Below are 21,839 nucleotides of genomic sequence, written 5' to 3'. Positions count from 1 at the left end.
CTCCATCAGCGCAGGAAGAAGGCCATCATCAGCTTCTGGATCCAGCTGTGGTAGGGGGGATGGATCAGGGAGCCGGTGGTGAACTTGCCGCGGGTCAGCACGGTTTTCGCCTTGGAGAAGGTAAGAAACCCCTCGTGGCCGTGGTAGTGGCCCATGCCGGAGGCGCCGATGCCGCCAAACGGCACATCGTCGGCTGCCACCTGAAACAGGCTCTCGTTGATCGCCATGCCGCCGGAGTGGGTCTCCCGGGTCACCCGTGCCTGCAACTCGGGATCGAAGCTCATCAGATAGAGGGCCAGCGGGCGGGGCCGCTCAGCCACATAGGCGAGCGCCTCCTCCAGGGTGTCGTAGGGGATGAGCGGCAGCAGCGGCCCAAAGATCTCCTGCTGCATCACCTGACACTGGCCCGGCACTCCGGTCAGCAGGTGGGGCGCCAGCAGGCGGCGCTGATCGTCGCGGGCCGGGCTGCCACAGGGGTGGAGCTGGGCACCCGCCTGCTCGGCTTCATCGAGCCAACTGACGAGACGTTGATACTGGCGGTCGTTGATGATGGCGCCGTAGTCAGCACTATTGAGCCCCTGCGGGTAGAGCTTGCTGAAGTGGCGGCGATAGGCGGCGATAAAGTTATCCACCTCGCTACGGGGCAGCAGCACATAGTCGGGGGCGACGCAGATCTGCCCGGCGTTGAGGCTCTTGCCGAAGATCATCCGCTCGACCGCGGTGGCGACCGGCATGTCGGGGGCGATGAGACAGGGGCTCTTGCCACCCAGCTCAAGGGTGAGGGGGGTAAGCTGGGGCGCGGCGGCGGCCATCACCAGCTTGCCCACCATGGTGGAGCCGGTAAAGAGCAGGTGATCGAACGGCAGTGAGCTGAACGCCGCCGCCATCTGGGCATCTCCCTCGATGATGGCGATCTCGTTTTCGTCAAACACGCTGGTGAGCATGGTGCGCAGCACGGCGTTGGTATGAGGGGTGAACTCGGAGAGTTTCAGCATCGCCCGGTTGCCCGCCGCGATGGCGGTGATGAGGGGGCCAAGGCTCAGCATCACCGGAAAGTTCCACGGCACGATAATGCCGACCACCCCGAGTGGCTGGAAGTGCACCTCTACTTTGGCGGGGGCCAGCAGCAGGCCGGTGTGGCGGCGGTGGGGTTGCATCCAGCGCTTGAGCCGCTTCTGGGTGTAGTTGATCTGCATGATGCAGGGCAGCACATCGGCGATCAGGCTGTCGTAGTGGCTGCGCTGACCATAATCTGCCGCCAGCGCCTTGCACAGCTGCCCCTTGTGGGCGAGCAACGCCTGCTTGAGTTTGGTCAGCTGCGCCCGGCGCTCGGCCAGGGTAGGCATGGGATGAGCCAGACTCGCCCGCTTGAGCCGTGCCAGCTGATCCGGCAGGGACAATTTGATGGCGAGGATATCCTCAGGAGTGTGTTGAAGCTGCGCCGCACCCATGTTGTTCTCCGCATGAAAAATGACCGACTGATTAGTCGGTCTAAATCTAGCTGTTTGTTACCGGAATGTAAAGCTGGCAAGCTGTCTGCCGTTCACCACGAGCCGGACGCAAGAGAGAACTGTGTGTCTCCCCACACTTTTGTGGTTTGCTCGTTGGTGACTTATCCAATAAGGGGTAGTTTTCGGCTATTAACCTACACGGAGAGAGCACTATGACCAGGGAACTGAACAGCTTGTTGGCCCGGCTTGAAGATGTGGTTGAGCGGATGCCGGATTGCTTCAACACCTACGAATTCGCCCAGAAGCTGGCACTGCAATATCAGCCGGAATTCTTTGCCGCGGGCCACTCTCTGGCCGAGCACGAGGGCAAGGTTCTGCGGGTGCTGCACCAGAAGATCGCCGAGGCGCTGGCAGGCAGCGAGATGGTGATTGAAGGGGCACTGCTCCCCTGCGTCACTCCCTGGGGGGAGAAGGCGACCTCACCGCGTTGGCATCGAAAGCACTGAGGGGCGTAGTCAGGCAGATCACTGCCAGATAGCAGATAACGAACAACGATAAAGGGCGCGGCGCTGGCAACAGGGCCGCGCCGTTTTTTGTGCAGATTGTCGCCAGCAGCGCCCCCGCTGCCGGGAGCAAAGGCCCGCTCTGTGATCCCATGCCGGGATATGGGGGCGTCAGCCGGGTAGACTCTCCCTTTTGTCGCAGGGTTTGTCACCGTAGGAATTTCTCATGACCCATAAAATCATTCTGGATACCGATCCGGGTATCGACGATGCCATGGCCATCCTGTTTGCCGAGGCCCACCCCGCCATCGAGCTGCTCGCCATCACCACTGTTTTTGGTAACGCCACCATCGATAATGGCACCCGCAACGCCCTCTGGCTCAAGCAGAAGTACGGCATGAAGGCGGATGTGGCCAAAGGCGCTGCCGCCCCGCTGCTGCGCGAGCCGGTCGGCCCCACCACCATAGTCCACGGTCCGAGCGGCTTTGGCGACATGGAGGCGGGGGAGGTGACTATCGCTCCGGATCCCCGCCCCGCTTGGCAATATATTGTCGAGGCGGTGAAAGCCGCGCCGGGGGAGATCACCCTCGTCACTATCGGCCCGCTGACCAATCTGGCGCTGGCGCTACAACAGGCGCCCGAGATTGTCTCGCTGGTGAAACAGGTGGTAGTGATGGGGGGCGCCTTTGGCGTCAACGGCCATCGCGGCAACGTCACCCCCTATGCCGAAGCCAATATCCACGACGATCCCGATGCCGCCGACCGGGTCTTTACCGCCGACTGGCCGGTGGTGATCATCGGGCTGGATGTGACCCAGCAGAGCTTCTTCAGCAGCGCCTATCTGGATGAACTCAGGGACAAGGCGGGGGAGCCGGGCCGCTTCCTGTGGGATGTCAGCCGCTTCTACCTGCGCTTCTACTCCGAGAAGCTGGGGCTCTCCGGTTGCCACGTTCACGATCCGTCCGCCATCGCCTATGTGATCGATCCGACCCTCTTTACCCTGCGCGAGGGGCCGGTGCGGGTGATCAACAGTGGCCCGGCCATCGGTCATACCCTGCAAAAGTTCGATGGCAAGCGCCACTCCCACGATGACTGGGCAGCCTATCGTCCGCAGCAGGTCGGGGTGGCGGTGCGCGATGAAGCCTTGCTGGCGCTCTATCGCGAGACGCTGGTGGGCTGGGGTAAGGATTGCTGAGCAAAGAGGTGCTATTGCGCTGACGCGGGGGCTGTGATCGGCGCCAAACAATCGGAGCGCACGGCCGCTTATACTGCCTTATATCAAGAGCTTGGGAGGGATGAAGATGGCCTGGATTTCCTTGATAGTGGCGATTGCGCTGATCTGGTGGTTGATGAAGCTGGGGCGTGGCGCCCTGTTCGAGATCCGCCTTGCCCCCGGCAAGGTAGTGGTCAAGCAGGGCAAGGTGTCCCCCGCCTTTATTGAGCATGCCAAGCAGATCCTGCGCCACGACACGGTGCGCGGTCGCATAGTGGGGCAACGTGATGGCGATGGCGTCAAGCTGATCTTCTCCCGCTCCATCCCCGAGCCGGTGGCCCAGCGGTTTCGCAATATCTTCCCCTATGGCGATTACCGCCAGCCAACGGCGCCACTGCCGGGGCCAAAATCCCGCAAGGGATAAGCACCGGAACGTGGTTCATCAATAGCAAACGGGCCTCCAGTGGAGGCCCGTTTTTTATGGCACTTGGCCAAGAGAGAGCTGACAGCCCTTACTCCTTGCCATGCAGCTCGCGCTGGGCCTTGACCGCCGCCGCCTTGACGGCGGTGCCTTCATTGCCCCAGGAGGCGCGCAGGGTGTTAACCAGTTCGGCGAGCCGCTCGTCATCCATGGTCCAGCCATAGCCCGGCATGTGGTAACCCAGATGGCCGTGGGTGACCGGGGTCTCGGCGCCGTGCAGCAGCACGTTGATCAGGCTCGACGGATCGCTCGCCAGCACGGTGCGGTTGTTGACCAGCGAAGGGATGACGTGGTCATTGCCCTGGCCGTTGACCCCGTGACAGGTGGAGCAGTACATGGCGTAGTCCGCCTTGCCGCTGGCACTGGCGTAGGCGCGGGCCCCTTTCTCCGCCACCGGTTCATCTTTCAGATCGGTCAGATAGGTGGCGATGCTGGCCAGATCGGCGTCGCTGAAATACTGGCTGCTGTGAGTGATCACTTCCGCCATCGGGCCCGCGACCGCTTCATGCTGGCTGCGGCCGGTTTTCAGCAGATCGATCAGCGCCTGCTTGCTGTAACGGCTGCCGCGAATGTCGGGGGCATACCAGCCATCCAGCGCCGCCCCGCTCAGGTAGACGGGATCCGCCTCGGTCAGCGCTTTCTCCTGCATCCCTAATCCGCGTGGGGTGTGGCAGCTGCCGCAGTGACCGGCACCCTGCACCAGATAGGCGCCACGGTTCCACTCTTCGCTCTTGCCCGCCACCGGGGTGAAGCGGCTGTCATCGTGGTAGACCCAGTTCCAGCCCATCAGCGGCCAGCGCATGTTGAGGGGCCAGGGGATGTCGCTCTCCTTGTTGGCGATGGCCAGCGGCTGTACCTCCTTCATCAGATAGTGATAGAGATCTTCGAGATCCTTATCGCTCATCTTGGCGTAGGCGGTGTAGGGCATGGCCGGATAGAGGCGATGGCCATCGCGGGCCACCCCTTCGCGCATCACCTTGATGAACTCCGGCAGGCTGTAGTTGCCGATACCGTGGGTCTTGTCGGGGGTGATGTTGGTGGCAAATACGGTGCCGATGGGGGTCGGGAACCCTTTGCCGCCCGCCAGCGGCTTGCTGGTCTCGCTGGTGTGACAGGCGGCGCAATCGCCCAGCTTGGCCACGTATTCCCCCGCAGACATGGCGGGGGCTGCGTTGGCGGCAAGGGCGGGTAGGGCCAGCAGCAGGGCGCTGGCGGTCAGTGACAGGGCGCGGCTCATTGGGCACCTCCCTTGCTCATGGCAACCAGCTCGTTGACGGCGCGCCACGCTTCGTCGATGGCGGCGTGGGCGTAGGGGCTCCAGCCTGCATCCGAGTTGGCGATGGTGATGTTGCCGATCGGCTGGCGACCCAGTTCAATCCATTTTTCGCACTGCGCTTCGTCATCAAACAGGGTATTGGTGACATAGGAGTAGCCGTGGGACCAGCGGTTGACCGTGATGGCGAGGATATCCTGCTCATGGTTGAAACCGGCGCTGCCCAGCATCCCCTGCAACTGCTCGCGGATCATCTGCTCATGCTGCTCGAACGGCATGCCGAGGATCATGGCGCGCCCCTTGCGGGACTGTTCGCGGGCCGACAGGCCGCTGCCCGGCAGGGTCGGCACATAGACCATGTGCAGGCACATCGGCTGATCCGGGCTCTTGGGATGCTCGTAGCCACCCATGCTGACCGGATAGTCGAGCTTGACCCGGCTGTAGGGTGCGGCGGGGGAGTAGACCTCGTGCACCCCCAGCTTGACGAAGGCTTGCCAGTTCTTGATCACCACCTTGGTGTAGACCAGCGGCGCCTTGGCATTCTGGCGCAGCGCCTCCTTCTGGGGCTCCGGCATCTCGGGCACCATGTAGGGGATCATCATGTTGTAGCCAGCCATGATCGACTGCTTGGCCCGCACCCGGTACAGTTTCCCCTCCTTGATGTAGGTGACATCCACCGCCAGCTTGCCGTCGGCGAGGCGCACGTTTTTGGCCTGCAACGCCGTGCTGCCAAGGCGCAGTTGCACCTTGTGCTCCGGCAGGTCGAGTTTGCTGTAGTCAAACTTGGCCAGCACCACATCCTTCATGGTGTGACCCGGCGCCACCTGCGGAATGAGCTTGCGCACCATCAGGCGGGTGAGACCGGCGTTGCCATCGGGGAAGTGGAAGATGTAGGGATCGTCCAGCTCCGCCTGCTCCTCGGCATCCAGCGGCGTCAGATTGAGGCCGTCGAACCCCGGCAAGGCGCAGAGGCGCGCATCGGCGCAGGCGGTGGCGTCGATGCCGACCGCCTGGAAGTCGTTGGTGCGCTGCTGGAAGTAAGTGATCGCCCGCTCGCTCAGACCCACTTTATCGCGCAGGAAGGTGGTGTAGCTGTTGCGGGTCACCCACTCATCCTGCTGCTCGCGGGTCATGCCGCTCAGGTAGTCGGTCTTCTCCTCGTGCAGGGCCAGCAGGGCAGCCTTGTCGGCATCATCGAGCGGGAAGTCACCGATAAACTCCGCCAGCGGACGGCCATTCAGGCGATCGCGCGGGATGTCATCCGCCACGTTATGGCCCGGATCGCCGTTTACTATCTTGTTGACGCCAAAGTGCTTCTCGTCGAAATAGACGCCGCGGCTGAGCCCCAGATCCGGATAGAAGGTCTGCTGGAAACCGGCGGCCAGCTCGTCGATGTTGACCTCCAGCGCCTTGAGCAGCCCGAGCGCCACCGGGCTGTAGACCGAACGTGGCGATTGCAGGGATTCACTGCCGCCGTAACCCAGACGCAGGCCATCGTGGGTGGTGAACTCGTTGCGCTTGGCGTGGCCGCCGAAGTCGTCGTGGTTGTCGAGTAGCAGGATCTTTTTATCCGCGCCGAGCAGTTGCTGATAGAAGCAGGCGGCGGCCAGACCGCTGATCCCGGCGCCGACGATCACCAGATCGTATTCTCCCTCAAGGGGAATATTGGCAAAGTCATACTGCTTACCGTCACGGGCGATACTGTGGGCCGGTTCGAAGGAGCCCGGGTGGTTACCGCGCAGGCCGGTGAGGGCGGGCGGGTAGGCTAGGGTTTTATCCGCCAGCGTGCTGCCGCCTTCGGCAGCCTTGAGCAGATTGATGGGGGCGACGCCTGCCGCAATGGTGATGGCAACGCCGTTGAGAAAATCTCTGCGTGTAATACTCATGGCTATCCCTGTGTTAGGAGAAGTAATGAATAAGTGGATTCATTATGGGAGGGAGACACAGATCCTGTTCAGGATTGGGCGCCGAATCTACCGCTATCCTCACGCTGAGTCCATACGATTGCTAATGGATTATTAAGCACCATTTTCCTGCTTGTGACGAGAGTGATGCGCTGATGGGGGTGATTTGCCCTGTTACAGGGCTAATTATTTTCCGGCTCGGTCGGTCAATGATTGCCGCAGCTGATTAGTTCGGGAGACGTTCGGGCATCATTGTCGACTCGGGGGGATGATCGCGCTAAGCTCTTAACTACTTGTTTTATCGACTCTCTTTTTATTCATAGGCATAAAGGCCACTCAGGAGGCGCAATGAACTGGTACATCTCGGTCCTCAAGCAATATGCGGTATTCAGCGGGCGGGCCCGTCGCACCGAATACTGGATGTTCGTGCTGTGCAACGTCATCGTCATGCTGCTGCTCGGCATGGTGGACAAGCTGATTGGCGGCGACAATGAGCTGATAAGCTCCATCTATTCGCTGGCGGTGCTGCTGCCATCGCTGGCGGTGGCGGCCCGTCGCCTGCACGACACCGACCGCAGCGCTTGGTGGCTGCTGCTCGGGCTTATCCCCATTATCGGCACCCTGGTGCTTATCTACTTTATGGTCTGCAACGGTCAGCAGGGGCCAAACCGCTTCGGTGACGATCCCAAAGCGGCCCCCTCACAGGGCTTTATCGTCAGCTAACGGGCGCGGCTTGGCCAATCATCGGTCAATAAAAAGAGAGGGAGGCATCACGCCTCCCTATTTTTTTCGTTTTGATGGCCGATCAACGCTCGATCAGCGGGGCGGAGCGGTAGCTCCACATGCCGTAGGTGCGCAGGGCGTCGCGGTAGATGCCGAGCAGCTCGCTCTCGCTCGGGGTGGCCAGCTCCTCGAGGGGTTTGTCGGGGTAGCTGACGCTCGCCACCTTGATGTTGGCTGGGCCAATCTGGTCGCAGGCGATTTCCAGCACCGTCTGGCCGCGTCGCACGTGGCTGGCGGAGCTTACCAGCACCGCATAGTCAATCTGGTGGCGGGCGAGGGCATAGGCGCTGTAGAGGGCGTTGTCCACCGTACTGGTGGCGTAGTTCTCTTCAATCAGGCGGCTGCGGTCGATGCCGTGGTTGGCCAGCCAGTCGGCCATCAGCTTGCCCTCGGTCTGGCGGTTCTGGGGCACGCCACCGGTCAGGATGATCAGCGCTTCCGGGTCGGCCTTGGCCAGCTCAAGGGTGGTTTGCAGGCGGCCCAGCAGGATCTTGTCCATGCTGCCGTCGGGATTGAGGGCGTAGCCCAGAGTGACGATGGCGCGTTTGCCCTCCCTAGTGGCCTTGAGCTGATCCTCGGTCAGTTCGGTCTGCAGCGGGGCGGCGGTGATCCGCTGCACCCGGGCGATGATCTCCTCGAGATCGGCGGCGCGGCCACTGTTGCGATCCGCCACTTTCGCCAGATAGCTGCGGGAGGCCTCCTTGTTACCCTTCACCAACAGCCAGATGGCGAGATAGCTGTTGATGTCGAGATCATCGGGGGCGACGGCCTGCGCCTGCTCCAGCAAGGTGATGGCGCGGCTCAGGTTGCCGTTGTAGATCTGGGCGTTGGCAGCCGAGATGAGCAGGTCGGTGCGGTAGGGTTCCAGCTGGTAGGCGGCCAGCAGACGCTCGGTCACCAGCTCCATATTGCTCGGCATCTTGGCGGTAAAACCGGCGTGGGAGATTTTGGCTGGCGACTTGTAGATCTGCAGCGCTTCGCCGAGCAGCATGTCCACCGCCTGGCGTTTGCTGACCAGGGTATTGAGGTCGTGCTCCATTTGCATCGAGCTCTCGGCCGCTTGCAGGGCGAGGGGCGAGAGCGCCAGCAGGCCGCCGAGGGTGAGGGCAAGAAGGGTCTGTTTCATCAAAAGGTCCTCTGTCGGGCTGAATCGCGCCGTGGTGCTCCGGCTTGTGGGCCGATGGGATAAGGCAAATGTGCGTCAATTCAGTCTGTTAGTGCCAAAGAGAGGCAATATACCAGTGAACGGTACGGCAAACTGTGAGTCGAGGCGGGTCGTCGGGTTATGCCACACCTGTGGCCGCAAAAGTGGCCGCAACGAGTCAGCTGCCATCTGAAAAGGGCAGGGGGAGCGAGACTCCCCCTCCCTCTGTTGCGATGTAAGACAGATGGGGTGTCAATCTATCTGCGGATGAGTTGTTCGCAGTCAGTTCCACATCTGGGAGACGCGAGCTTCCAGTGTCTCTTGCTGCTCTTCGGGCATATCGCTGAAGAAGTTGAGTTGGGTCTGCTCCTCCACCTCGCGCACCGAGACCCGGTAGTCGGCGATCTGGCTGATGGGCACCTCTTCCTGCGGCATGATAAAGGCGATGGCCTGCAGTCTGGCCGGGTCCATCACGATCTTGTAGTAGGCGCTCGGGATCGCCACACCCTGACCGATGGACTTTTCAGAGCCGGTAAAGATGGGGCCGGTGATCACCTGCACATCCTTGCGGGAGACCGCCCACTTGTTCACCTTGTCCTCCAGCACGCGCCACGCCTTCTGGTTGAGCACCCCGATCTGCGGTGTCATGTTGCTCAGCAGGAAGCTCTCTTTCATGGTGTTCTTGTTCGATTTCATGTCCCCCGCCGGGGCCTGATGGCCACGGTCGTAGCCCGAGCCCTTGTAGTCGGAGAGGGGGGCGCGATAGGCGACCGGGATCTCCCTGTCCTCGGCGAAGGCATCCTTGCGCGGCACTGTGCCCTGTGCGCTTTGGGCGGTCATCCGGTAGGAGACCCAGTCCGCCACCTTGTAGTCGTAGTTGTAGCCGACCGCATACCCTTCACGGCAGAGCTTCTGATCCGATTCGGAGGGCAGGCCAAAGCGTACGTGGTCGCCACACGTCCAGTGAGCCGCCAGCAAGGGGGGGGCAGTGAGGGTGAGGGTAACAGCCAGAACCAATTTATTGATTTTTATCATTTTTGTGATGCTCCAGTTTAGTAGGCGGAGCCATTTGACATGAGATCTGACCAGCGCTTCAATTGCTGTTTTTTTACACGTCACAGTTCTGTGACGGCTCGCCAAGATCCGTGATGTGACTGGTTAATATGTTTTAAATCAGTGGCTTGGTCGGTGGGATGATATGCGGTTGCTCGGCAGGCAACGAAAAGGGGCCTGCGATGGGCCCCTTGTACTGGTTGGTCTGATTGCTATCAGGCGGCGTTTGCCTTGTTGCCCAGCGTGCGGGCCAACAGTGCTTCCGGATTGTGAATCGCCTCCTTGGTCTTCACATCGATGACCTCGATATTGGTGAAGCGCTCGCGGTTCTTGATAGCCACGTCGTGGGCGAAGATGACGCAGCGGGCGTTGGCGACATCCTTGGCGGTAATGCGGTTGATGATGCCGTTGGCGCCCTGGGTCTCGACCTTGATCTTGATCCCCTGCTTGGCGGCAGCCTTCTGCAGGCTCTTGGCGGCGAGGAAGGTGTGGGCCACGCCAGACGGGCAGGCAGTGATGGCCAGTACGTCCGCTTCTCCTTCCGCTTCAATGACTTCGAAGCTGGTTTGGGTGGTGGTCACGTCATCTTCTTCGCTCACTGGCTTCTTCAGCAGGTTGACGATGATGGCTGTGGTCAGAGCGCCGAGGATGGTACCCAGGATGTAGCCCATCTTGCCTTCAACAACCGGCAGGACAATCCAGCCACCCCAGGGGGCGTGGTTGATACTGTGCATCATGAAGCCAGTGATGTTGCCGACGATGCCGCCTGCGACGATGGCCGGGATAACACGCATGGGGTCAGCGGCAGCGAACGGGATAGCACCTTCACTGATACCGATCATGCCCATGATGGCGGCCGCTTTGCCGGATTCACGCTCCTCTTTCTTGTAACGCTTCGGAGACATGAAGGTCGCCAGTGCCATACCCAGTGGCGGTACACAGATGGCGATACCGACACCACCCATCAGCCAGGGCTGGGTGTTGACCTGAGTCTGGGCAAACAGGGTAGCAACCTTGTTGACCGGGCCGCCCATATCGAAGGCGGTCATACCACCCAGAATGGCACCCAGCATTACTTTACCTGAGCCCGCCATGCTGGATAGCCAGTGGTTCATCCCTTCCATCATGGCTGCGATCGGGGCACCGATCCCCCACATCACGATGCCACACACCAGGAAGGTACCGATCAGCGGATAGATGAAGATGGAACCTAGGGAGGTCATGGAGTCAGGCAGCTTGATCCGTTTGAGCTGATTGACCACGAAACCGGCGATAAAGCCCACTAGAATGGCGCCAAGGAAACCGGTTTGATAGTGTTGAACGGCAATCCAGGAGCCGATCATGCCCGGAGCCAGGCCCGGCTTGTCAGCCAGCGAGTAGGCGATGTAGCCACCCAGTACGGCAGTAAACAGAGTCAGACCGGCGATACCCATGGTGGCCATGTCTTTGAGGAAGCCCGCTTCCGGCACGGCGCCCTTGCCGCTCAGCATCACCGACAGCGACAGCAATACACCGCCCGCCACGATGAAGGGGATCATGTGGGAAGTACCAAACAGCAGATGCTGCTTCATGGTGTTGAGGCGATCCTTGAAGGTGCGCTCTTCGGGGGCTGCCGGGGTAGTGGCAGCCGGTTTGGCGGCTGGCGCCGGTTTTTCCGCTTTCGGGCCTTGCTTGAGCAGGGTCAGGGCTTGCTCGACGGTAGTGGCCGCCTTCATCTGCTCGATAAAGCCCGGCTCCAGCAGACGGGTAGAGAGCTCCGCCAGCACTTCGATGTGGTGGTTGGCACCGCCATCCGGGGAGGCGATCATGAAGATCAGCTGGGTCGGTTTGCCATCTTCGGCGCCGTACTCGATACCTTGGCGGCTGACACCGATGGCAATGGCCGGACGACTGACCGCCTTGCTCTTGGCGTGGGGCAGGGCGACACCCTGCTCGAAGCCGGTGCAGTCCAGCTGTTCGCGGGCCCAGATATCCTTGACGAATTGCTGTTGATCAGACACGGCGCCATCGCGCGCCAGCATCTGTGCCATCTCGTCGAATAGAGCCTCCTTGCTGGTGGCCTTCAACTCCAGGCAGATGAGTCTGCCGTTGGTCATGGTGGGTAACATATTACTCTCCTGGCTCCGTTGCCGAGCCGCATGATGGGGGGAACAATTGACCTGGATATTGTTCTCCCGTTAGCGCGGTGCCGAAATCGGACAAATGTGCCGTTTACTGGATTTTTGTGCTGCGCAAGTCGTCATGTGACCCAGCTCGCATATCATCATGAAAGCCAATTCATACCGATATTTTTATTTTTTTAAATAAAAACAATGAGCTGCGAGTGCGTCTTGCTACTTGCATGAGTGCAACGAAAAGGTTTCGCCTTCGGAGGTATGGAGATTTGTGTGCTGCTTTGAGGGCGGAAAATGTGAAGGTGCTGGCAAAACGCGTTGAGAGAACAATCAGAAAGAGGGAGAGCAGCTCTTGATGTGAGTTAATCCATCTACTGATCACTTGTTATGTTCATCATCGGTGTCCTTGGGTTTTGCATGAGCCCTTATTTAACAAAGCCCGCCACTTTTATGGATGGCGGGCTGTTTAGTGCTTCAGCCTTATTGAGCTGATTAATGAGGGGAGGAGAATCGGGCGTTATGTCCGAAACTTGCGTACAACCTCCTGCAGTTGTGTTGCCAACAGGTTGAGGTCGTTGCAAGCCTGAGCCATTTGTTTGGCTCCGGTCGCCACTTCTTCCGAGGCATTGCTGATGTTGACTACATTGCGATTGAGCTCCTCGCTTACCGCGCCTTGCTCTTCGGTTGCGGTGGCAATCTGAATATTCATGTGGGAGATACTGTTAACCGAGCTGCTTATTTCGGCAATAGAGGCTCCCGCTTCACGAGCTGTGTGGACCGTCTCGGACATCATATCCTGACTCTGTTGCATGGTGACGCCCGCTTCGTTAGCACGCAGCTGCAGTTCGGAGATGATGTGGTTGATCTGGGAAGTGGAGTCTTGGGTTCGTTTGGCCAGAGTGCGGACTTCATCTGCTACCACGGCGAAACCACGACCTTGTTCACCGGCTCGGGCTGCCTCGATTGCCGCATTCAGTGCCAGCAGGTTGGTTTGCTCGGCAATTCCCTGAATGACTTCAAGCACCATGCCGATATTTCGGCTGTCATCACCCAGCTGGCGGATCACCAGAGCAGTCTCTTCGATGGCGGTAGCCACCTTTTCAATCCTGCCGATTGAGTCATTGACGGTCTCGCTGCCTTGTGCGGCTGTGTCGCTGGCCGACGTTGCTGCGCTGGCGGCGTCGTTGGTGTTGCGGGCCACCTCCTGTACCGTGGCTTGCATCTCGTTCATGGCTGTGGCCAGCTGATTGAGCTCATGTTGCTGGGCGCCCATGTTGTTGGCCGATTGCTGTGCCACCGCGCTGATCTCTTCGGCGGCCGCACCCAACTGCACCACCGAGCCGGAGACCTCGTTTACCAGCATGCGCAGATTGGATTGCATCTCGTTGAACCCTTGAGCCAGCTTACCCAGTTCGTCATGGGAGAATTGCTTCATGTCGAGTTGGCTGGTGAGGTTGCCTGCCGCCACCTGGCGGGTCTGCTCCAGCAGGGTCATCACAGGATTGCGGATCTGCCGGATCAGCAGCCAGGCCACAATAACGACGAACAGCAAGGTTAGCGCACCAACTGTAGTGCTCAGCAGTTTTGCCCGTTCATAGGAAGCTTCACTCTGCTTGGTCAGCAGGTTGGCAACCCGATCGTTCTCCTTGCGAAGCTCCAGACCATCCTGTCCGGCCTGCTCAAGGGCTGCGCGAGATTCGTTTTTGATCAGCGACTGCACCTTGGCAATATCTCCCTGCCGTATGGCTGTTTCCAAGTCACCATGGGCTGAAAAATATTTGGCTGCTGCAGTTTTCAGCTCTGCAAACATGTTGCGATCTCGCTCCGACACAAAAGGCATAGAGCCATACCGTTGCTCGGCGGCCATGTACTGACTCTTTGCCGCTTCGAAAGACTGTGTGCTGCTGTTGAGGGAGTCGGGATCCTTGCCCAGTGCATCTATCACCATGTTCAGTTCGGCACGGCGAGCGTCCAGCAAGGACACATGCATCTGGCTGGATGCCCGGATGGAGGGAACGATATTGTCGCTGACCTCACTGGCGTCACGGTAAATATTGGAGAGTTGTAAAGTGGCAAACCAGGCAAAACCCAGCATCAACAAAGCGAGAGTGGTAAACGCCATGGTCAGCTTTTGCCCAATTGTCATTTTTGTCAGCATATATCCTCTTTTATCTATTTTTGTCTGCGGATCTTTGTGTGAAATTTATATCGGCGAATAGATGTGATACCTTAAAAATAAATCAAATAAAAGAGAACTTAATCACAGAGGGTATTTAAGGTCTATTTCTTTACTGCGATGAGGTTTGGCTGGCATATCAAAAAATAAATATCAAATCTCTCATTATCCTGCCTTTAAATTGATTGGATTGTCAGTTAATGCGGCCTGGCTTTTTTACGGATTACGTCAGCTTTAAGGTGTGATGTAAAAGAAAAGCGCTATATATCATAATCTTATGGTTTTTCTTAAGTTGTTTTTTTCGACAAAGTTCGAATGGTTTGCTTGGAATTAAATTATAGAACGACTAAAAAATAGGGCCGCATCTCGAAAATTCAAAAGAGATCCCTTTCGTTTGCATTATTAATGGTTCTGTATGACTACGGCTGCTAAATGTTTACAGACCGAATGATGATGGCCTGGGAAAGGTTTAATGGCGATGCATCTATGTGCTGTTTTAGCTTTCATCAGGGGGTGAAAATAGTAGAGAGTAGAGTTGTTATTTTTATTGCCTCCATTTTTTCGGATACTCAGAGTGTCGCCGTTGCTTGTGCAGGCTGGAATTTTCTTCGTATCAGCAAACCCAGTCATCTGCATCAGGGTAGCGCCAAGCTTGGGCGACAAACCTGTGGAGCTGGTTGTGGGCAGGATGCAGTCAGGGATGGACTTCAGAGCGAGATGCCTGAAGGAAGGTAGGCATAAGAGAGCAGTAGAGATACAGACGGACTTGACTGGTAGGCCATATTGCTCTGTTGGGAGGGGGAGGCATATTCCCCCTCCAACGAGAGTCGGCTCTTATGTTGATTAGCAGCGGTTGCCGGCGCGGGCGACCCGTCCTTCGGCCAGCAGTTGATAATTGCCAGTCGCTGCAGGAATAAAGGCTGATTGCCCCTTTTCCAAACGCAGTGACTGTTCGCCCTGCTTGAGGGTCACTGTGTCATCGATGGCAAAGAGGATCTCGGCGCTGGCAGTGGTGAGCTGATGCTCGCCAGCCGGGTAGACGCTGAAAGTGAAGTCAGGTACCGGCACGTCGAAGTGCTGTACCGCACCATCACAGCGGGGGGCCAGCAGGATCTGGTCGTCCGGCTTGGGCAAGCAGCGCGTGCAGTCCAAGAGCTCTGCCACGTCGATGTATTTGGGGGTGAGGCCGGCGCGCAGTACGTTGTCGGAGTTGGCCATGATCTCGAGACCCGTGCCGCGCACATAGGCGTGCGGGGTACAGGCATCGAGGAACATCGCCTGACCGGGCTCAAGCGTCACCACGTTGAGCAGCAGCGGCGAGAATAGGCCCACATCTCCCGGGTACTGGGCCGCCAGAATGGTGATGAGGGCAAACGTCTCCTCATCCTGATGGGCGGCGGCATAGGTTAGCAGCCCTTCCAGCGCCTCCTCCTTGCACGCCCCTTCCAGTACCAGCAGCTGGTGGAAGAAGTGCTGCAGGCCTGCTTCATTCTGGCTGGCGGCAAGGGCTGCGGTCAGATCGGCGATGGCCGCCAGATTGACCCGCTCGAACAGTGCCAGAATGGCGGGGATAGCGCGAAAACCGTTCATCGCCTGATAGGGGGTGAGGGCAAAAACCAGCTCCGGCTTATGGTTCGGGTCCTTGTAGTTGCGATTGCTCGCCTTGATATCGATGCCTGCGGCCTCCTCTTTGGCAAAGCCCGCTTCAGCCTGAGCCTTGCTCGGGTGCACCTGAATGGAGAGAGCCTTCTCGGCACACAACACCTTGAACAGGAACGGCAGGCTGCCAAAACGGGCGAAGGTGGCCTCACCCAGCGCGGCGGCCGGAGCACTGTCGATCACCTTAGAGAGCTTTTGCACACTGGCCGCCAGCGTCACCTCGGAGCAGCCGTTGGGGTGAGCCCCCATCCACAGCTCGGCCTGGGGTTTGCCTTGCGGGTTGGGAATGCCAAACAGGGTGGTGAGGGAGTCATGACTGCCCCAGTCATAGCCTTGAATCGGGTTTTGCATCAACAGAAAGGAGGGCAGATCGCTACTGCTCATAAGGGACGCCTCGTCTAGTTTGAAGAAAATCGGGTGCAGAAAAGGGTGGCATTACTGCTGTGGACCGGACTATAACATGGGCGGTCGTGCGCGCCGCAACCGCTTGCCTCTCTCTTGATCAGGATCACCATGTCTCTCATCTTCAGCCAACTGCTCGACGGAGCCCTGAGCGAACAGGTTCCATTTGACCAAATCTGGTTTGCCAGTGAACAGGGGGTGCCACCCAGTTTCAGCTATCAGGTCAACTTTCCCCGCCTCGAGCTGGTCTTTAGCGGCGAGTATCTCAACCAGATCTGGGACAGGGAGGAGGGGGCCAGAGAGATCAGTGTATTGCCGGGACAGGCGCTCTATATCCCTCCCAACGGCTGGAACAAGCCGCTCTGGACCACCGACTGCTCGGTGCTGAGCCTGCTGTTTGGCAAACGCCAGCTGGGGTTCAGTTTGGTGAGCAAGCGCCGTGAAGATCCGGACTTTTTCGATGTGCAAAAGCACAGCATCATGGCGCGGGCGGGCCATGTGATCGAACACATTCTGGCTGCTCTCAATGTGCTGACCGAGGATCCCGGTCGCTCTCCCACCGATGATCACTTGCTGCAGGCTCTGCTGGCGAGTGCCCGTCAGCTGTTGCTGGAGTCCGCCACGGATCGGCCACGGGGGGCAGAGCTCTTTCACGGGATCTGCATCTATATCCAGGAGAACTTTCACCGTCCCATCACCCGGGATTCCATTGCCCACCGCTTCAACATTTCAGCCAGCCATCTCTCCCACCTGTTCCGCGAGCAGGGTCATATGCGCCTTGCCGATTACATCAGCTGGGTGCGGATCGATCGGGCCAAATTCATGCTGAAAAAGTACCGCTTTCGTCTTGAAGAGGTGGCCAGTCGCTGCGGTTACAGTGACGTGAACTACTTCTGCCGGGTGTTCAAACAGAAGACCGGCTTGACCCCTTCCCAGTACCGTTCCCTGAGTCAGCCGCAGGCGGTGGCCAGCGAGCTGGAGGGATAGCTGGGAGGGGTCGGAGAGGCGTGGTGACGGCGCACTAGCGGGTGGCTACCTCTTTGGTCTGACATGCTTTCTTGTCGTTTTATTATGAAAATGAATGGGCTAAGATGGCCGCGCGCAACAAACAAGTTGATAACAAACGGAAGTTAGGAGATGCCGATGGAAAGCAAAGTAGTAATCCCGACCCAAGGTCAGAAAATCACAGTCGATGCTAACGGCAAGCTGCAGGTTCCCAACCATCCGATCATTCCGTTTATTGAAGGGGATGGCATCGGTGTTGACGTAACCCCGGCCATGTTGAATGTGGTGAATGCTGCGGTCGAGAAAGCCTACAAGGGCGAGCGCAAGATCGCCTGGATGGAGATCTATACCGGCGAGAAATCGACTCATGTCTATGGCGAAGGTGCCTGGCTGCCGGCCGAAACCCTGGATTTCATTCGTGAATATTGCGTGGCCATCAAGGGCCCGCTGACTACTCCGGTCGGTGGCGGTATTCGCTCCCTCAACGTAGCCCTGCGTCAGGAGCTGGATCTCTACATCTGCCTGCGCCCGGTGCGTTACTACGACGGCACCCCGAGCCCGGTGAAACGTCCTGATCTGACCGACATGGTGATCTTCCGCGAAAACGCCGAAGACATCTACGCCGGTATCGAGTGGAAGGCGGACAGCGATGAAGCCAAGAAGGTGATCGCCTTCCTGCAAAACGAGATGGGCGTGAAGAAAATTCGTTTCCCCGAATCCTGCGGGATCGGCATCAAGCCGATGTCCAAGGCCGGTACCGAGCGTCTGGTTCGTGCCGCCATCGAGTATGCCATCGACAATGATCGTGACTCCGTGACCCTGGTGCACAAGGGCAACATCATGAAGTTCACCGAAGGTGCCTTCAAGGATTGGGGTTATGCTCTGGCTCAGAACGAGTACGGTGCCCAGCTGATTGACGGCGGCCCCTGGTGCTCCTTCAAGAACCCGAAAACCGGCAAGACCATCGTCATCAAGGATGTCATCGCCGATGCCTTCTTGCAGCAGATCCTGCTGCGTCCGGCCGAGTATGACGTTATCGCCTGTATGAACCTCAACGGTGATTACATCTCCGATGCGCTGGCTGCTCAGGTGGGCGGTATCGGTATCGCACCGGGTGCCAACATTGGTGACGGCGTGGCCCTGTTCGAAGCGACCCACGGTACTGCGCCGAAATATGCCGGTCAGGACAAGGTTAACCCGGGCTCGCTGATCCTCTCCGCCGAGATGATGCTGCGTCACATGGGCTGGGTCGAAGCGGCCGATCTCATCATCAAGGGGATGGAAGCGGCGATCCGCAACAAGACCGTCACCTATGACTTCGAGCGTCTGATGGAAGGGGCCACCCTGCGCTCCTGCTCCCAGTTTGCTCAGGACATGATCGACCAGATGTAATCTGCTGCTTGCCAGAAACGCAAAACCGGCGCCATGTGCGCCGGTTTTTTTATCGCGAAAGAGTGAAGGGGCTTATTGCGCCTGCTCTACGTGTTGCTGATAGCGTTGCTGCCATTTGCTGGTTTCTGCTTCATCACCCTGAGCCTTCCAGAAGGCGCAGATGGTGTTGGCAAGTTCAGAAGCCATCGCGTGATCTCCGTCACGTCGACTCATCAGATAATCTCCCAGCCAGCTTTGATATTGTTTCATTACCCGATCTCCTTATCTCATGTGCCCTTGAGGGTGCCCACCTTGACGGAAGCCTGTCGGCTCATCTTGGGGGGAACATCATCAGGCATGATGGTGCAAAGTCACGACCCGGGCAGAGAGCCCGATGGGCCATCTGGCGGCGAACGTGACGCGAGATGTCAAAAAATGAGCGCCATTTTAGCACAAACTGACCAACTTGGGGAAATTGTCGCCATGGATTGTGACAGAACAGCCCCATCCCCTTGTTCCCAAAACAGAAAACCCGCCGTGATGGCGGGTTGATTTGCAGATAAATGTGGCAAAACAGCCTAGATCTTGGCGCTGGCCAGGTACTTTGCCATCTCTTCGGCGGGCACCATGCCACCGCCGGTGGCCCACACCAGATGGGTGGCCTGTGCCATGGTTGCGGCATCGAAACCGCGCCCGGTGAGCCACTCTGGATTGGCAGCCACCCGCCACGGGCCAGCCATACCAGCCAGAGCGGAGGGCTCGAGTGTGATCTGCTCATCGCGCGCCAGCAGTCCGAGCAGGTCATACATCTCCTGATCGCTCAGGGTGTAGAAGCCATCGAGCAGTCGTTCCATGGCGCGGCCGACGAAGCCGGAGGCGCGACCTACGGCCAGACCATCAGCGGCGGTGAGGTTGTCGATGCCCAGATCCTGCACCGCAATGGCATCGTGCAGCCCGGTGTGGACCCCCAGCAGCATGCAGGGGGAGTGGGTCGGTTCGGCAAACAGACAGTGGACATGGTCACCAAAGGCGAGCTTGAGACCAAAGGCCACCCCGCCCGGGCCGCCGCCTACGCCGCAGGGCAGGTAGACAAACAGCGGGTGGTCGGCATCCACCTTGATGCCCATCTGGTCGAACTGCTTTTTCACCCGCTCGCCCGCCACCGAGTAGCCGAGGAACAGGGTGCGGGAGTTCTCGTCGTCGATAAAGAAGCAGTTGGGATCGCGCTCGGCCTCTTTGCGCCCCTGTTCCACCGCCACCCCGTAATCTTCGGCATATTCGACCACGATGACGCCGTGTTCACGCAGCTTGCGCTTCTTCCACTTCCGCGCATCGGCTGACATGTGGACGGTGACGGTAAAGCCGAGCTTGGCGCTCATGATGCCGATGGACATGCCGAGATTGCCGGTGGAGCCCACTGCGATGCTGTACTTGCTGAAGAACTGGCGAAACTCGTCGCTGAACAGTTTTCGGTAGTCATCCTCTTCGCAGAGCAGTCCCGCCTTGATCGCCAACTGTTCGGCGTGAGTCAGCACCTCGTAGATACCGCCTCGCGCCTTGATGGAACCGGAGATGGGCAGGTGACTGTCTTTTTTCAGCAGCAGTCGACCGGTGACCTCAACCCCGTAGCGCCGGTTGAGCGTAGCCTGCATCGCCGGAATAGCGGCGATCTCGGACTCCAGAATACCGTTGCTGGCGCGGGTCTCGGGGAAGGCTTCGCACATGTATGGGGCGAAGCGGGCCAGCCGAGCGGAAGCGTCCGCCACATTGTTGTTATCGAGCCCCACATAGGGCAGACCGGCAGCCAGAGTGGTGGTGTTGGGGTTGAACCAGGTGACTGGCTCAAGCGCGATCAGGGATTGCACCAGTGGAAATTGCGCTGTGAGCTGTTGGACGTCGATGTTTTTCATAGTGTTCTCGGTCTTGTTACACGATAAAGGAGAGCAGGAAAGTACCGGCCAGCGCCATCAGGGAGGCAACAAAGGTGGCGGTGGTGTAGTACTTGAGCGTTTCGTTCAGGGTGGCGCCGCAATACTGCTTGACCAGCCAGAACAGAGAGTCGGTCACCATGGTGCAGCCAATAGCACCGGAGCCGATGGCCAGGGTCATGATCTCCGGGCTTATGTTCGGGTAGTGCACCATGATGGGGGAGACGATGGCGGTGGCGCCCATCATGGCGACGGTGGCGGAGCCCACGGCGGCGTGCAGCACGATGGCCACCAGCCAGGCCAGCAGAATCGGGTGCATATCCAGCTGGGAGAGGATAGTGGCCAGACTATCGCCCAGGCCGCTTGCCTTGAGCACGCCGTTGAAGGCGCCGCCTGCCCCGATAATGAGCAGGATATTGGCGATGGAGGAGAAGCACTCCTCGGTCTTGTTGAGCAGCCCTTCCATCTTCATCTGCTGGCGGAGCCCCAGCACGTAGTAGGCGGTGAAGGCGGCGATAAACATGGCGGTGATGGGGTTGCCGATAAACTCCAGCACGGTGTAGAGGTGGCTGGCGTGCTCCATATTGAGCTCGGCGACCGTCTTGGCCAGCATCAGCAGGATGGGCAGCAGCACGGTGAAGAGCGAGGCTCCCAACGTTGGGAGAGTTGCTTCATCGCGGGCCTTGATGTCGGCAAAGGCTGCGGGCACCTCCTTGAACGGGAGCCGGTTACCCAGCAGCTTGAGGAACAGCGGGCCGCCCACCAGCGAGGCAAACAGCCCGACCGCGAGGCCATAGACGATGACCGAGCCGACGTCAGCCCCCAGCTGATTGGTGACGTAGAGGGCTGCCGGGTGGGGCGGCACTATGCAGTGCACGGCCATCAGGGCGGTGCAGAGCGGAATGGCCAGGGTCAGCAGCGAGGTTCTGGTCTTGCGGGCGATGGAGAAGGCGAGCGGGATCAGCAGCACTACCCCCACTTCGACAAACAGGGTGATGCCACATACCAGACCAACCAGTACCATGATGACCTGAGGCGAGAGCCAGCGGCATCTCTGCAGGGCGAGACCGATGCGCTCCGCCGCCCCCGACACCTCCATCATCTTGCCAAGTATGGTGCCAAGACCGATGACTGCGGCGAGAAAGCCTAGCGTGCCGCCAATGCCCGCTTCCATGGCATTGACCATGTTGACCGGGTTCATCCCCATCAGGGTGCCGACATAGAAGCTAGCCAGCAGCAGGGCAAGGAAAGGATGAACCTTGCCCTTCACTATGGTAACCACGATAAGAACGATGCTACTTAGCAAGGTAGCGATGACCCATACCTCTGAACTCATACTGCGCCTCGACATCTGTTGTGTGTGATTGTTTATGCGCTTA

17 protein-coding genes are annotated in these 21,839 nt (G+C 59.0%); 6 read left to right on the top strand and 11 right to left on the bottom strand.

The window, feature by feature from the left end; all coding sequences use genetic code 11:
- Positions 1–5: 5 nt before the first annotated feature.
- A complete protein-coding gene (locus I6L34_RS03020; protein ID WP_058055887.1) occupies positions 6–1,451 on the bottom strand; it encodes a coniferyl aldehyde dehydrogenase in 1,446 nt (481 codons plus the stop codon).
- A gap of 212 nt (positions 1,452–1,663) precedes the next feature.
- On the opposite strand from I6L34_RS03020, the gene I6L34_RS03015 reads away from it, so the two are divergent.
- The 3 genes from I6L34_RS03015 to I6L34_RS03005 all read left to right on the top strand — a co-directional run bounded on the left by I6L34_RS03015 (position 1,664) and on the right by I6L34_RS03005 (position 3,591).
- Complete coding sequence (locus tag I6L34_RS03015) at positions 1,664–1,957, top strand: hypothetical protein (RefSeq protein ID WP_005353197.1); 294 nt, start codon at positions 1,664–1,666, stop codon at positions 1,955–1,957.
- A 223-nt stretch (positions 1,958–2,180) separates the two neighbouring features.
- On the top strand, positions 2,181–3,149 hold the full coding sequence (locus I6L34_RS03010) for a nucleoside hydrolase (RefSeq protein WP_139433526.1): 969 nt from the start codon (positions 2,181–2,183) through the stop codon (positions 3,147–3,149).
- A gap of 106 nt (positions 3,150–3,255) precedes the next feature.
- Positions 3,256–3,591, top strand: a complete 336-nt coding sequence (locus tag I6L34_RS03005) for a DUF3634 family protein (RefSeq protein ID WP_005353195.1) — start codon at positions 3,256–3,258, stop codon at positions 3,589–3,591.
- An 88-nt stretch (positions 3,592–3,679) separates the two neighbouring features.
- Here I6L34_RS03005 and I6L34_RS03000 read toward each other — a convergent pair whose 3' ends face one another.
- Together I6L34_RS03000 and I6L34_RS02995 are read right to left on the bottom strand one after the other, a co-directional pair.
- Positions 3,680–4,885, bottom strand: coding sequence for a cytochrome c (locus I6L34_RS03000; RefSeq protein WP_216955603.1), 1,206 nt, complete (start codon positions 4,883–4,885; stop codon positions 3,680–3,682).
- The gene (locus I6L34_RS02995; protein WP_216955599.1) at positions 4,882–6,807 is read right to left on the bottom strand and encodes an FAD/NAD(P)-binding protein; all 1,926 of its coding nucleotides are present in this window, start codon (positions 6,805–6,807) and stop codon (positions 4,882–4,884) included. The genes I6L34_RS03000 and I6L34_RS02995 overlap by 4 nt, the downstream gene beginning before the upstream one ends.
- A 366-nt stretch (positions 6,808–7,173) precedes the next feature.
- Here I6L34_RS02995 and I6L34_RS02990 point away from each other — a divergent pair, with 366 nt between their 5' ends.
- Positions 7,174–7,548, top strand: a complete 375-nt coding sequence (locus I6L34_RS02990; protein ID WP_005337730.1) for a DUF805 domain-containing protein — start codon at positions 7,174–7,176, stop codon at positions 7,546–7,548.
- Positions 7,549–7,630: 82 nt separating this feature from the next.
- Here the strand turns inward: I6L34_RS02990 and I6L34_RS02985 are convergent, their stop codons facing one another.
- The 5 genes from I6L34_RS02985 to manA form a co-directional block, all read right to left on the bottom strand.
- Positions 7,631–8,734 carry a YdcF family protein gene (locus tag I6L34_RS02985; RefSeq protein WP_216955596.1) on the bottom strand — a complete coding sequence of 368 codons (1,104 nt, stop codon included), beginning with the start codon at positions 8,732–8,734 and terminating at the stop codon, positions 7,631–7,633.
- 300 nt (positions 8,735–9,034) lie between these two features.
- Complete coding sequence (locus I6L34_RS02980; protein ID WP_216955594.1) at positions 9,035–9,787, bottom strand: DNA/RNA non-specific endonuclease; 753 nt, start codon at positions 9,785–9,787, stop codon at positions 9,035–9,037.
- Positions 9,788–10,020: 233 nt separating this feature from the next.
- Entirely contained in the window at positions 10,021–11,913 is a 1,893-nt protein-coding gene (locus tag I6L34_RS02975) for a PTS fructose transporter subunit EIIC (RefSeq protein WP_216955592.1), read from the bottom strand.
- Positions 11,914–12,436: 523 nt separating this feature from the next.
- Positions 12,437–14,077 (bottom strand): methyl-accepting chemotaxis protein, encoded by a 1,641-nt coding sequence (locus I6L34_RS02970; protein WP_216955590.1) that lies wholly within the window; start codon positions 14,075–14,077, stop codon positions 12,437–12,439.
- Between the two features lie 861 nt (positions 14,078–14,938).
- Positions 14,939–16,138, bottom strand: coding sequence for a mannose-6-phosphate isomerase, class I (gene manA, locus I6L34_RS02965; protein ID WP_216955588.1), 1,200 nt, complete (start codon positions 16,136–16,138; stop codon positions 14,939–14,941).
- Between the two features lie 129 nt (positions 16,139–16,267).
- On the opposite strand from manA, the gene I6L34_RS02960 reads away from it, so the two are divergent.
- Together I6L34_RS02960 and icd are read left to right on the top strand one after the other, a co-directional pair.
- Complete coding sequence (locus I6L34_RS02960) at positions 16,268–17,143, top strand: AraC family transcriptional regulator (RefSeq protein WP_216955586.1); 876 nt, start codon at positions 16,268–16,270, stop codon at positions 17,141–17,143.
- Between the two features lie 156 nt (positions 17,144–17,299).
- Positions 17,300–18,553: an NADP-dependent isocitrate dehydrogenase gene (icd, locus tag I6L34_RS02955; RefSeq protein WP_216955585.1), complete on the top strand. Its 1,254-nt coding sequence runs from the start codon at positions 17,300–17,302 to the stop codon at positions 18,551–18,553.
- A 72-nt stretch (positions 18,554–18,625) separates the two neighbouring features.
- Here icd and I6L34_RS02950 read toward each other — a convergent pair whose 3' ends face one another.
- The 3 genes from I6L34_RS02950 to dsdX all read right to left on the bottom strand — a co-directional run bounded on the left by I6L34_RS02950 (position 18,626) and on the right by dsdX (position 21,796).
- Positions 18,626–18,802 carry a hypothetical protein gene (locus I6L34_RS02950; protein ID WP_005337712.1) on the bottom strand — a complete coding sequence of 59 codons (177 nt, stop codon included), beginning with the start codon at positions 18,800–18,802 and terminating at the stop codon, positions 18,626–18,628.
- A gap of 308 nt (positions 18,803–19,110) precedes the next feature.
- Positions 19,111–20,442 (bottom strand): D-serine ammonia-lyase, encoded by a 1,332-nt coding sequence (locus I6L34_RS02945; protein ID WP_216955584.1) that lies wholly within the window; start codon positions 20,440–20,442, stop codon positions 19,111–19,113.
- Positions 20,443–20,458: 16 nt separating this feature from the next.
- Positions 20,459–21,796: a D-serine transporter DsdX gene (dsdX, locus tag I6L34_RS02940; RefSeq protein WP_075115219.1), complete on the bottom strand. Its 1,338-nt coding sequence runs from the start codon at positions 21,794–21,796 to the stop codon at positions 20,459–20,461.
- Between the last annotated feature and the right edge of the window lie 43 nt (positions 21,797–21,839).

Origin of the sequence: Aeromonas sp. FDAARGOS 1404 (assembly GCF_019047085.1) — a bacterium.
Taxonomy (GTDB): domain Bacteria; phylum Pseudomonadota; class Gammaproteobacteria; order Enterobacterales; family Aeromonadaceae; genus Aeromonas; species Aeromonas veronii.
The sequence above is the reverse complement of the archived record's forward strand: the minus strand, read 5'-3'. Positions and strand labels throughout refer to the sequence as shown.